Source organism: Aquitalea palustris (assembly GCF_003693445.1).
In the GTDB taxonomy this organism is placed as follows: Bacteria; Pseudomonadota; Gammaproteobacteria; order Burkholderiales; family Chromobacteriaceae; genus Aquitalea; species Aquitalea palustris.
This window is the reverse complement of the sequence record NZ_RFAR01000041.1, coordinates 1-12,249: the sequence shown is the minus strand read 5'-3', so window position 1 is coordinate 12,249 and position 12,249 is coordinate 1. Positions and strand designations below refer to the sequence as shown.

Annotated in this window: 9 protein-coding genes; 4 read left to right on the top strand and 5 right to left on the bottom strand. The window is 59.3% G+C overall.

What is annotated here, in order from left to right; translation table 11 throughout:
* The 5 genes from EAY64_RS10390 to EAY64_RS10370 all read right to left on the bottom strand — a co-directional run.
* A partial coding sequence (locus EAY64_RS10390) for a methyl-accepting chemotaxis protein (RefSeq protein WP_147456208.1) occupies nucleotides 1-1,529 on the bottom strand: 1,529 nt, incomplete at its 3' end.
* Between the two features lie 265 nt (nucleotides 1,530-1,794).
* Nucleotides 1,795-3,048 carry a UDP-N-acetylglucosamine 1-carboxyvinyltransferase gene (gene murA / locus EAY64_RS10385; RefSeq protein ID WP_103524704.1) on the bottom strand — a complete coding sequence of 418 codons (1,254 nt, stop codon included), beginning with the start codon at nucleotides 3,046-3,048 and terminating at the stop codon, nucleotides 1,795-1,797.
* Between the two features lie 8 nt (nucleotides 3,049-3,056).
* Nucleotides 3,057-3,305 carry a BolA family protein gene (locus EAY64_RS10380; RefSeq protein WP_059286005.1) on the bottom strand — a complete coding sequence of 83 codons (249 nt, stop codon included), beginning with the start codon at nucleotides 3,303-3,305 and terminating at the stop codon, nucleotides 3,057-3,059.
* Nucleotides 3,306-3,327: 22 nt separating this feature from the next.
* Nucleotides 3,328-4,083: an ABC transporter permease gene (locus EAY64_RS10375; RefSeq protein ID WP_103524703.1), complete on the bottom strand. Its 756-nt coding sequence runs from the start codon at nucleotides 4,081-4,083 to the stop codon at nucleotides 3,328-3,330.
* Nucleotides 4,083-4,985, bottom strand: a complete 903-nt coding sequence (locus EAY64_RS10370; RefSeq protein ID WP_103524702.1) for an ABC transporter ATP-binding protein — start codon at nucleotides 4,983-4,985, stop codon at nucleotides 4,083-4,085. Before EAY64_RS10370 ends, EAY64_RS10375 begins: the two co-directional genes overlap by 1 nt.
* A 645-nt stretch (nucleotides 4,986-5,630) precedes the next feature.
* Between EAY64_RS10370 and EAY64_RS10365 the strand changes: the two genes are divergently transcribed.
* From EAY64_RS10365 to EAY64_RS10350, 4 genes are all read left to right on the top strand, one after another.
* Complete coding sequence (locus tag EAY64_RS10365) at nucleotides 5,631-6,824, top strand: efflux RND transporter periplasmic adaptor subunit (RefSeq protein ID WP_226034465.1); 1,194 nt, start codon at nucleotides 5,631-5,633, stop codon at nucleotides 6,822-6,824.
* 13 nt (nucleotides 6,825-6,837) lie between these two features.
* Nucleotides 6,838-9,981, top strand: coding sequence for an efflux RND transporter permease subunit (locus tag EAY64_RS10360; protein ID WP_103524700.1), 3,144 nt, complete (start codon nucleotides 6,838-6,840; stop codon nucleotides 9,979-9,981).
* Entirely contained in the window at nucleotides 9,974-11,371 is a 1,398-nt protein-coding gene (locus EAY64_RS10355) for an efflux transporter outer membrane subunit (protein WP_103524699.1), read from the top strand. The genes EAY64_RS10360 and EAY64_RS10355 overlap by 8 nt, the downstream gene beginning before the upstream one ends.
* Before the next feature lie 116 nt (nucleotides 11,372-11,487).
* Nucleotides 11,488-12,120, top strand: a complete 633-nt coding sequence (locus tag EAY64_RS10350; protein ID WP_103524698.1) for a LysE family translocator — start codon at nucleotides 11,488-11,490, stop codon at nucleotides 12,118-12,120.
* The last annotated feature ends 129 nt before the right edge of the window (nucleotides 12,121-12,249 follow it).

Genomic DNA, 12,249 nt, shown 5'->3' with positions numbered 1-12,249 from the left:
TTCAGTGCCAGCAGATTGGTCTGATCGGCAATATCCCGAATCACGTTGATGATGCTGCTGATGTCTCCGGAGCGCTGCTGCAAACCGGACATGACCTTGGCCAGTCCACGCACGGTATCGGCAATACCACTGATTTCGCGCGAGGTGGCATGCACGCTGTCCGCCACTTGCGCCGACATGCCGCCGGCCTCATGTGCCAGGCGTTCGGCCGACTTGCTGGCATCAGCAATCAGGCTGATGCTGACCGACAACTCTTCCACACTGGCGGCGGTAGCATTGGCCGCTTCTGATTGCCGTGCCGAACTATCGCGAATCTGGCCGATATCCACCGTCATGGTGCGCACCGAACCGGATACCCCGGCAGCGTGGCCGCGCACATCCAGCATCATGTCATGCAGCGAGCCGGTAAAGCGGTTGAAGGCTGAAGCAGCGGCACCGATTTCATCGCTGCTGACAATGGCCAGCTGACGTGTCAGATCACCACTGCCACTGGCCAGCTCGGTCATGGCACTTTGCAGCCGGCCCAGCGGACGCAGCAGATAGGTTAGCGTCAGCCCCAGCAACAGCAGGATCAGCAAGAGAATGGCCACACTGACGGCCACCGACTCCCAAGTCGCCGCCCACACCGGCGCCAGTGCTGCCGCCGGCGGAATGCTGATGCGCACCGCCCACGGCTGGGCGATATCCCCCACCCGCACCGGCAGCACGAAATGCCACAGGCCGTCGGCCGTTTCATACTGCACTTCCTTGCCGCTTTCGATAGCCTGCTTGATCTCGGCGGGCAGGCTCGGATCAGGCTTGCCGATCAGGCCTTGCTCCGGCCCGGCGAGCATGATGCCCTTATTGGAATACAGGCTCATCGCACCGCTGCCGTACGGCTTGACCTTGGCCGCCAGCTCGCGCAAATGCCCCAGCGCCAGATCGACACCGGCCACACCCAGCACCTTGCCATCCACTTGCAGCGGAATGGCCAGCGTGCCCATCAGGATCTTGATGTCTTCATCCACATAGGGCTCGGTCAGGACCGGTTTGCCACTGGCCTTGGGCAGCTTGTAGTAGTCGCTGGCATCCACACCTTCGCCACCCCATACCACATCCACCTTGCCGCCCTTGTTAAACCAGTACACGCCACTGCGGCCTTGCTTGTCATTGTGCTCGCTGCCTGCCAGCTCCTTGTCGCGCCCATCAAAGGCATCGGGGTCCCAGATAACCCAGTAGCCAACGGCATCCGGATTATGGGGCAGCTGGGCGCGGGTCATCTCCGACACCAGCTGCCGGCCATTGGCCGGCAAATTGCGTTTGACTGCACTAGCTGCTTCGGCCAGCGTCTCTACCGCGTGATAGGACGACTCCAGCAAGCGCTGCACATTGCCGGCCTCGCGCTCGGATAGCAGGCGTGCATTATCGCGTACCTGTTCCCGTGCCTGCTGGTAATGCGCATAGGCATTCAGCCCGATCAACAAGGCAAAGCCGATGAGTATCAGCAGGCCGCTGCCGATCAATATCTTGTTCCTGATTGTTTTCAACATAAGAACTCCGTCTGCCGCTCGATTATTGTGATGTCGACAGGGATGCCGCCGTAGCGGTCCGGTTTGCCGGCTATGGGCAATCTCCGGGCACTTCCCCTTTGGAACTAACCATTCATTATTGGTCCTCAGGGCATTTTTACAGAAAATCTTATGATTTGATCAAAAAAATATGGCATCAATCCGAATTTACCCGGTATTGATGCCATATTTGGTCAAATTATTGCCAAGCAACGCTAAACGTCACGCCTGGCGCAAACGACAGGTCCTAGCTGATGCGTTCGATCTGCGCGCCGACTGCGCCCAGTTTTTTCTCGATATATTCGTAGCCGCGATCCAGGTGATAGATGCGGTCGACAATGGTTTCGCCCTGCGCCACCAGGCCGGCCAGCACCAGGCTGGCCGAGGCGCGCAGGTCGGTTGCCATTACCGTGGCACCGGACAGCTTGTCCACCCCGTGCACCACCGCCGTATTGCCTTCCACCTCGATGCGCGCGCCCATGCGGTTCAGCTCCGGCACATGCATGAAACGGTTTTCGAAGATGGTTTCAGTCACCACCCCGGTACCCTCCGCCACGCAGTTCAGCGTCATCAGCTGGGCTTGCATGTCGGTGGGGAAAGCCGGGTAAGGCAGGGTGCGGAAATTGATGGCCTTGGGGCGGCGCTTCATATCCAGCGAAATCCAGTCATCACCGGCTTCGACCACCGCGCCGGCTTCCACCAGCTTGTCCAGCACCGACTCCATGCTGCGCGGTGCGGCATTACGCAGGATCAGATGGCCCTGGGTAATGGCAGCAGCGACCAGGAAGGTACCTGCTTCGATACGGTCGGGCATGATGGCGTATTCACAGCCATGCAGCTTGTCTACGCCTTCGACCACCAGCCGGTTGGTACCGATGCCGCTGATGCGCGCACCCATGGCCACCAGGCAATTGGCCAGGTCAGTCACTTCCGGCTCGCGCGCGGCGTTTTCCAGAATGGTGGTGCCATCGGCCAGTGCGGCGGCCATCAGCAGGTTTTCAGTACCGCCCACGGTCACCACATCCATCACGATGTGCGCACCACGCAGGCGCTTGGCCTTGGCCTTGACGTAGCCATGCTCAATCACCACCTCGGCACCCATGGCCACCAGACCCTTGATGTGCTGATCTACCGGGCGGCTGCCAATGGCACAGCCACCGGGCAGGGAAACGGTGGCCTCGCCAAAGCGCGCCAGTGTCGGACCCAGTACCAGGATGGAAGCGCGCATGGTTTTCACCAGATCATACGGTGCCACCAGGCTGTCCAGATGATCGGCGGTGATTTCCATTTCATGCACATTGTCGGTCATCACCCGCACCCCCATGCCTTGCAGCAGCTTCTGGGTGGTGGAGATGTCGCGCAGCATCGGCACATTGGTAAAGCGCATGGTGTCGGCAGTCAGCAGGCTGGTGCACAGAATCGGCAGCGCCGCATTCTTGGCGCCGGACACGCGGATTTCGCCATTCAGCGGGCCATTGCCGCAGATTTTCAGTTTGTCCATATCGGGGATCAGCCTTGCAGTTTTTCCCACTCGTCCGGCGTGGCTGCCTTGACGATGGAAAGGGCGTGGATTTCATTGCTGGCCAGACGGGTGGCAATCACTTCCTTCACCAGACGGTGACGGTCGATCAGGCGCTTGCCGGCGAATTCCGCCGACACCACGGTAGCGTAAAAATGGTGGCCGTCGCCTTCCACTTCCAGATGGGAGCAGTTAAGACCAGCGGCGATGTATTGTTTGACCTGTTCGGTGGAAATCATGTGTGCATCCTGAAAACGCATCCTAATGGCGCAGCTTGTAGCCTGATTTGATCAGCCACAAAGCCAGCCCGGAAAGCAAGATAAAACTGCCGCCAACCACGCCCAGCGACAGCCAGGGGCTGACGTCGGCCTGGCCGAAAAAGCCGTAACGGAAACCGTCGATCATGAAAAAGACCGGGTTCACATGCGATACGGCATACCAGAATGGCGGCAGGCTGTTAATGGAGTAGAACACGCCAGACAAGAAAGTCAGCGGCATGATCAAAAAGTTCTGAAATGCAGCCAGTTGATCGAATTTTTCCGCCCAGATACCGGCAATCACCCCCAGGGTACCCAGCACACCGCAGCCAAGCAGGCCGAACAGCAGCGCCCAGCCTGGGTGACTGGGCAGCGGCAGGCCAAACCAGGCCGTCACCACCAGCACCCCGGCACCCACAGCCAGACCGCGCACGATGGAGGCCAGCATATAGGCGGCAAAAAACTCCAGCGCCGTCAGCGGCGGCAGCAGCAGAAACACGATATTGCCGGTGATCTTGGATTGAATCAGGCTGGAGGAGCTATTGGCAAAGGCATTCTGCGCCATCGACATCATGGCAAGGCCCGGAATCAGGAAGGCGGTATAGCCCACACCCGGATAGGCCTCGGCATGGCGCGACAGCACATGGGAAAAGATCAGCTGGTACATCAGCGCCGTCAGCACCGGCGCGGCCACGGTCTGGAAGGACACCTTCCAGAAACGCACCAGCTCCTTGCGGAATAAAGTCAGGAAGCCCTGCATCAGCCTTGCCCCCCGTGCATCATGTTCACGAACACACTTTCCAGATCCACCTCCACCACATTCAGTTCGCGCACACGTACGTCAGCTTCGCGCAGCGTGGCCAGCACGCCTTCCAGCTGGCTCAGATCCGTCAGCTTCAGCACGATGCGCCCATCCTCCTCGCGCACCTTGCTGGGCAGCAGGCTATCCGGCAAGGGTGCTGCCAGCTTGAATGCCACCTCGCGCTCCTTGCCATGCTGCAACAGCTTGTCCTTGCTCTCCAGCGCCACCAGCTTGCCGCGCTTGAGCATGGCAATGCGGTTGCACAGGGTTTCGGCTTCTTCCAGATAATGCGTGGTCAGCACAATGGTATGGCCGGCTTCGTTCAACTCCTTGACGAAGGCCCACAGGCTCTGGCGCAGTTCGACATCCACCCCGGCAGTCGGCTCATCCAGCACCATCACCGGCGGGCGATGCACCAGCGCCTGCGCCACCATCACGCGGCGCTTCATGCCGCCGGACAATGCGCGCAAATTGACATTGGCCTTGTCGGCCAGCCCCAGCTTGAACAGCAGCTCGTCAATCCAGTCGTCGTTACGGGTCAGGCCGAAATAGCCGGATTGAAAACGCAGGGTTTCCCGTACCGACAAGAAGGGATCGAATACCAGCTCCTGCGGCACCACCCCCAGGCTCATGCGCGCGGCACGAAAATCGCGCACCACGTCATGGCCCATGATGCGGATACTGCCACTATCCGGCCGCGACAAGCCGGCCATGGCTGAAATGAGGGTGGTCTTGCCAGCCCCGTTGGGACCCAGCAAGGCAAAAAATTCGCCGGCTTCCACGCGGAAGCTGACGTCATCCAGCGCCTGCAGCGCACCATAGCGCTTGCTGACCGCTTGTATTTCGATGGCCGAAGGCATGTGGTTGGAGAATGCTCGGAAAAAAGAGAGCGATTATACCGCCGCCCTTCCGGCCTAGGGAAAAGTTGTGTCCTTGTTGGCGTGTGCCGACAAGACAAGACGCAGCCCTTGCACAGCCACCATCCCCCGCCCCTTGCCGGTGCAGCCGACAGGCGTGCTCACCACATCACGCCTCCCTCTGCCAGCAGCCTCACGGAGCAAATTGAGTCCGCGCTGGCGACCTGCTTTCTCCAGCCTGCTTGCGGTATGCGCAGCGCGAGTCCGAAGCCGGAGGTGTTGTTTTTTAAGTACATTTGCGCAGCAGCCATGGCGATGAATCTCCCCCTGACATAGCGGTGATTTTTAAGATTTTTTTGCTTTCATGCAGAGATAAGAACGAATTTTCTGAATTATTGTCTTTATTTATCAGAAATTGATGCTGTATTCGTATTAACGCCATTTTACATACGTACATGTATGTATATAGAATGCGCACTCTCCCTTGCTGCCTGTCACATGACTATGTCACCTTGCATACAGGCCAGCATGACAATCAATACAGTAGACAGCACTGAAACTAACAAGATGCCCCTGCCTGCCGCCCTGTCGGGGCCTGCGCAGCTTGAAGGGGAGCAGATTTTCACTTCAACTTGTCGAGGACATTCCATGTCTATGCACTCACTTTCCCTGCCCGCGCGGCCTGGCAAATGGCTGTTATTGAGCGCCCTTGCTGCCAGCCTTGCCGGCTGCGGCCAAAAAGCTGATCCTGCGGCACAAACTGCCATGCCGCCCATGCCGGTATCGGTCATCAATATTAGCGCACGCAATATCCCGGTGAATTTTGAATATGTTGGCCAGGCCGCCGGCTCACGCGAAGTGGAAGTGCGCGCCCGCGTGGGCGGCATCCTGCTCAAGCGGGCCTATACCGAAGGTCGCCCGGTGAAACAGGGCGATTTGTTGTTCCAGCTGGACCCGGCCACTTATCAGGCCACGCTGGAGCAAGCCGCAGCCGCACTGAAAGTGCAGGAAGCCCAGCTCGCCAGCACACGCCAGGATTACGAGCGCGTGATGCCCTTGTTCAAGGAAAATGCCGTCAGCCAGAAAGACCGTGACGATGCTGTCGCCGCCTATCAGGCTGCACAGGCACAAGTTGCGGCTTCACGCGCCAAGCTGAAAGAAGCGCAGATCAATCTGGACTACACCCGCGTTACCGCGCCGATCTCCGGCATGACCAGCCAGGAAACCCGTTCCGAGGGCAGCCTGGTGTCCACCAGCGCCGACGGCAGCCTGCTGACCAAGATTTCCCAGCTGGACCCGATTTACGTCAATTTCAGCATGTCGGACAGCGATCAGATGAACCTGCGCAAGCTACAGGACAAGGGCTTGCTCAAGCTGAAAGACAACGGCCACTTTGAAGTGGCACTCAAGCTGGCAGATGGCAGCCTGTTCGACCACAGCGGCTTCCTCAACTTCACCGACAGCCTGGTGGACAGCACCACCGGCACCATCCGTTCGCGTGCCTCGCTGGCCAATCCGCAGGGCAAGATCCTGCCGGGGCAGTTTGTGCGGGTCATCCTCAAGGGAGCCGAGCGCATCAATGCCATCGCCGTGCCACAGCGCGCAGTGCTGACCACCCAGCAAGGCAAGATGGTGTGGGTAGTGGGCGAAGGCAACAAGGTCCAACCGCGGCCAATCACCGTGTCGCAGGACGTGGGCCTGGAAGTTCTGGTGGAAAGCGGTCTCAAGCCGGGTGAGCAGGTGGTGGTGGACAACATCATCAAGCTGCGCCCGGGGGCCGAAGTCAAACCGCAGCCCTACCGGGCCGACGCCAGCGCTCCTGCTGCCAAGCAACCCGCTTAAGAGGTCCTGAGCCATGTTTTCCGCCTTTTTCATCAGGCGGCCGATCTTTGCCAGCGTGATTTCCATCATCATCATGCTGGCCGGTCTGGCTGCCATCAAGGCTTTGCCCATCGAGCAATACCCGGAGATCGTACCGCCGGTGGTCCAGGTGACCGCCAGCTATCCGGGTGCTTCGGCCGAAGTCATCGCCAACACCGTGGCCGCTCCGCTGGAGCAGGCCATCAACGGTGTGGACAATATGCTGTACGTGCAATCGGTCAGTTCCAGTAGCGGCAAGTTGTCGCTCAGCGTGTCGTTCAAGATCGGCACCAACGCTGACCAGGCCACCATCAACGTCAACAACCGGGTGCAGTCGGTTACCTCGCAACTGCCGGAAGAAGTCCGCCGCCAGGGGGTGAACGTCACCAAGAAATCGTCCTCCATCCTGCAGGTGATTTCGCTGTATTCACCGGATAACAGTTACGACACCCTGTTCATCAGCAACTATGCCTTGCTGAACGTGGTGGACGAACTGAAACGGGTACCGGGCGTGGGTGATGTGGTCAACTTTGCCGGCCAGGATTACTCGATGCGGATCTGGCTGAAGCCAGACCGGCTGGCCCAGCTCAAGCTGACCCCCAGCGACGTATCCAACGCCATCAAGGAACAGAATGCCCAGTTCGCCGCCGGCAAGATCGGTGCCGAACCCCAGCCGGGCAAGCTGGACTTTACCTATACCGTCACCACCCAGGGCCGCCTGTCCGAGCCGGAAGAGTTTGAAAACATCATCCTGCGCTCCAATAGCGATGGCTCGGCGGTACGCCTGAAAGACGTGGCACGGGTCGAACTGGGGGCACTGTCCTACGACTTCAACGGTCGCCACAATGGCCGGCCCACCATTCCTATCGGGATTTTCCTGGCGCCGGGTGCCAACCAGTTGGCCACGGCACAGGCGGTGGAAGCTGAAATGCAGAAGCTGTCCGTCAGCTTCCCCAAGGGCATGAGCTACGGCATCCCCTACGACACCACCAAGTTTGTCGAAGTGTCGATCAACGAGGTCTACCACACCCTGGCCGAGGCCATGCTGCTGGTATTCGCCGTGGTCTTCCTGTTCCTGCAGAACTGGCGCGCCACGCTGATTCCCTGCCTGGCGGTACCGGTGTCCATCGTTGGTACCTTTGCCGGCATGTATCTGTTCGGCTTTTCCATCAATACGCTGACGCTGTTCGGCATGGTGCTGGCCATCGGCATCGTGGTGGATGATGCCATCGTGGTGCTGGAAAACGTCGAACGGCTGATGACCGAGGAAAAGCTCAGCCCGCTGCAGGCCAGCTTCAAGGCCATGGAAGAAGTGTCCGGCGCGCTGGTCGCCATTGTGCTGGTGCTGTGTTCGGTATTTATCCCGGTCGCCTTCCTGGGCGGCATCGCGGGTCAGATGTACAAGCAGTTCGCCATCACCATTGCGGTGTCGGTCACCATCTCCGGCCTGGTGGCCCTGACGCTGACCCCGGCGCTGTGCGCACTGATCCTGAAGGAAGGCCATCAGCATCCGGCCCGCTTCTTTGTCTGGTTCAACAGCTGGTTTGACCGCCAGACTGCACGCTACACCGCAGGCGTCAGCTTCCTGATCAAGCGTGCGCTGCTCGGCCTGCTGTTGTTTGCCGGCCTGATCGTGCTCAGCGTCGGGCTGTTCCGCACCATTCCGTCCAGCCTGGCCCCGGATGAAGACCAGGGCTATATCCTGGCCGTGGCCATCTTGCCTGATGGTGCCTCGCTGCAACGTACCGAGGCCACCATGGACAAGCTGGATAACATGATGGCCAGCAACCCGGCAGTGAAAGACCGCATGTCCTTCGCCGGCTTTGACATCCTCTCCGGCGGCAACCGCACCAATGCCGGCGTGTCCTTCATCACCCTCAAACCGTGGGACGAGCGCAAGACACCCGATCTGTCCTCACAGGCGGTGGTCAAGGATGTCTTTGGCAAAGGCATGATGGGCATTCGCGACGGCATCGTGCTGGCCTTCAATCCACCACCGATCTCCGGCATGTCCAATACCGGTGGTTTTGAAAGCTATGTGCAGTCGCGCGCCGGCGGCAGCGCCGTGGAGCTGGGCAGCATCACCAAGAAACTGGTGGAAGCCGCAGCCAAACGGCCGGAACTGAAGGGGGTGCAAACCACCTTCTCGGCCAGCGTGCCGCAGTTGTTCGTCAAACTGGACCGGGCCAAGGCCAAGTCGCTGAATGTGCCGATCAATACCGTGTTCGACACCATGCAAAGCACTTTTGGTGCGCTGTATGTCAACGACTTCAACAAGTTTGGCCGCACCTTCCGCGTACAGCTGCAGTCCGAAGCCGATTTCCGCAGCAAGGTGGATGACCTGCGCAATATCTATGTCCGCTCGCAGGATGGCAATATGATCCCGCTCACCGCGCTGGTGAATGTGGAACAAACCACCGGCCCGGAAAGCCTGGAACGCTTCAACATCTTCCCGGCGGCCAAGGTTGTCGGTGGTCCGGCTCCGGGCTATAGCTCGGGTGATGCACTCAAGGCGATGGAAGAAGTCGCGCAGGAAACCCTGCCGGAAGGCTATAGCCTGGCCTGGACCGGCTCAGCCTTCCAGGAGAAATCCAGCAGCGGCTCGTCGGTGATGGTGTTTGCCTTCGGCATGATCATGGTGTTCCTGATCCTGGCGGCGCAATACGAGCGCTGGAGTCTGCCGATCAGCGTGCTGATGGCCGTACCGTTTGCCGTATTCGGTGCGCTGATGGCCAACTGGCTGCGCGGACTGGCCAACGACGTGTACTTCCAGGTGGCACTGGTGACGCTGATCGGCCTGGCCGCCAAGAATGCCATCCTGATCGTCGAATTTGCCGTGATGAAGATGGAAGAAGGCATGGAGCTGGCCGACGCCGCCCTGGCGGCAGCACGACTGCGTTTCCGCCCCATCGTGATGACTTCGCTCGCCTTCGTGCTGGGTTGCGTACCGCTGGCCATCTCCAGCGGTGCAGGCTCGGCCAGCCGCCACTCCATCGGTACCGGGGTGATTGGCGGCATGCTGGCAGCCACCTTCATCGCCACCTTCTTCATCCCCATGTTCTTCATGGTGATCATGAAATTTTCCAAACGAAAAGCGCCTCAGCTTGCGAGCGAGGCAGGAGGCAAGGACCATGCGTAAGCGCACTCTCCCCTTGCTGCTAAGCCTGGCCCTCACGGCCTGCGCGGTTGGCCCGGACTACAGCCGGCCCAAGTTCGACCTGCCGGCCAGCACGACAACGCAGCAGGCCAGCGTAGCCAGCGACTGGTGGCAGCAGTTCAACGACCCGGTGCTCGATCAGCTGATTAGCGAAGCCCTGCAACACAACCAGGATCTGGCGCTGTCAGCCGCTCAGGTAGATGAAGCCGCTGCACTGGCCGGCATTGCTCGCGCCCAGTTGCTACCCAGCCTTGCGGCCAATGCCGGCTATCAGCGCGCCCGCACATCAGCAGAAACCACCACCGCCGGCAGCCCGCTGATTGCCGATGTCCGCACGGCCAATCTCACGGCCAGCTGGGAACTGGACTTGTGGGGCAAGCTGCGCCGCAGCAGCGAAGCGGCACGCGCCACCCTGGCAGCCAGCCAGTACAATCGCGATGCAGCCAGACTGTCGCTCAGCGCCCAGGTGGCGCAAACCTATTTCCAGATGCGCGCCTTCGATGCACAGCTGGATATCGCCAAACGCACGCTGGACAGCCGCGAATCTTCATTGCAGCTCCGCCAGAAGCGCTTCAAGGGCGGCATGACCTCCGAGCTGGACATGCGCCAGGCTGAATCGGAAGCTGCCTCGGCACGTGCCACCATTCCGCAATTGAGCAAGTCACTGCAGCAAACTGAAACTGCGCTGGCCGTCTTGCTGGGCCGCACGCCACGCGAACTGCTAGAAGGCAAGCTACAGCGGGGCCAGGCCATTGACCTGCTGAATGTACCACCCAGCATTCCGGCCGATTTGTCCTCCAGCCTGCTGGAACGCCGCCCGGATCTGGCAGCGGCCGAAGCACAGCTGATCGCCGCCAATGCCCGTATCGGCGTGGCCAAGGCAGCCTACTTCCCCAGCATCAGCCTGACCGGAGCACTGGGCTCGCAAAGCCTGTCGATGGAAACCCTGTTCAGCGGTGCCACTCGTACCTGGAGTTTTGTCGGCAACGCCACGGCACCCATCTTCAACTTCGGCCAGACCGGCCTGAATGTTGATGCTGCCAGCGCCCGCCAGCGCCAGGCACTGGCCCAGTACCAGAAATCGGTGCAGACCGCCTTCAAGGAAACACAGGATGCACTGGTTGCCAGCAGCGCGGCGCGTGAGGTACAGGAAGCCCAGACCACCCAGTTGACTGCCCTTAACCGGGCGCTACATCTGGCGACGCTGCGCTACGACAACGGCTATTCCAGCTATCTGGATGTACTGGATGCCGAGCGCAACACCTTCCAGGCCGAGCTGAATCTGGTCAATGCCAAGCTGGATCGCCTGAACGCCGCCATCAGCCTGTACAAGGCCCTGGGCGGAGGCTGGGAAATGCCACCGTCCAACTAGCATCCTGCTCAGTAACAACAACGCCGCCTTTTCAGGCGGCTTTTTCATGGTTGCGTGGGTAATACTGCGCCGGTAGACTGCTATCCCTTTCGTCGTTTGCAAACGAAAGGGATAGCATGATCAGCTTAACCACCCTAAGTCTGTTTTCTCTTGCTGCTCTAGCACTAACCGCAACACCCGGCCCCGACATGCTGCTGATTTGCAGCAGGACCATCAGTCAAGGCCGTCAAGCTGGCTTTGCAACCTTGCTTGGCATCCAAACAGGAACCTATGGGCATGCATTAGCCATGGCCGTTGGCCTATCCCAATTGCTATTACTGCTTCCCATCACCTACGACTTGATCCGCATTACGGGAGCCGCATACCTGCTTTACCTCACCTGGCAAACACTGCGACGGAAAAGCGCTTGCCCAGACAATCTGCAAGCTAAAGCTCGCTACAACAATCGCCGGCTATTCCAGCAAGGTCTGGTAAGCAATCTGCTCAACCCGAAAATGGCTCTATTTGTCTTGGCACTATTTCCACAATTCATGGATCCTCGTGCTGGTTCAATTTTCTGGCAGACACTGGCACTCGCTACGGTCCTTAATTTGCTTGGACTAATAGTTAATAGTTGCGTCATCTTCTCTGCCCATACCTTGTCGAGCAGGCTGAAACGAAACGATAGTCAGCGCTGGCCAAACTACTTGTTAGCATCGGCTTTCTCGCTGCTGGCTATACGTTTGCTATCAAGCAGCAGAACAAACTAAGCACCAGATAAACTAATAAACGCAAATAGCCGCTTCTTAGCGGCTATTTTCACGACACGACCCGTCACAATTGAAAGCAAGATGGGCGATGCAATGCAAAAAGCCCAGCTCGATTGAGCTGGGCTTCTA

Bases quoted from the DNA above. Each gene is read 5' to 3' on its own strand.
- murA (WP_103524704.1), bottom strand. From the start codon at position 3,048: ATGGACAAACTGAAAATCTGCGGCAATGGCCCGCTGAATGGCGAAATC.
- EAY64_RS10380 (WP_059286005.1), bottom strand. From the start codon at position 3,305: ATGATTTCCACCGAACAGGTCAAACAATACATCGCCGCTGGTCTTAAC.
- EAY64_RS10375 (WP_103524703.1), bottom strand. From the start codon at position 4,083: ATGCAGGGCTTCCTGACTTTATTCCGCAAGGAGCTGGTGCGTTTCTGG.
- EAY64_RS10370 (WP_103524702.1), bottom strand. From the start codon at position 4,985: ATGCCTTCGGCCATCGAAATACAAGCGGTCAGCAAGCGCTATGGTGCG.
- EAY64_RS10365 (WP_226034465.1), top strand. From the start codon at position 5,631: ATGTCTATGCACTCACTTTCCCTGCCCGCGCGGCCTGGCAAATGGCTG.
- EAY64_RS10360 (WP_103524700.1), top strand. From the start codon at position 6,838: ATGTTTTCCGCCTTTTTCATCAGGCGGCCGATCTTTGCCAGCGTGATT.
- EAY64_RS10355 (WP_103524699.1), top strand. From the start codon at position 9,974: ATGCGTAAGCGCACTCTCCCCTTGCTGCTAAGCCTGGCCCTCACGGCC.
- EAY64_RS10350 (WP_103524698.1), top strand. From the start codon at position 11,488: ATGATCAGCTTAACCACCCTAAGTCTGTTTTCTCTTGCTGCTCTAGCA.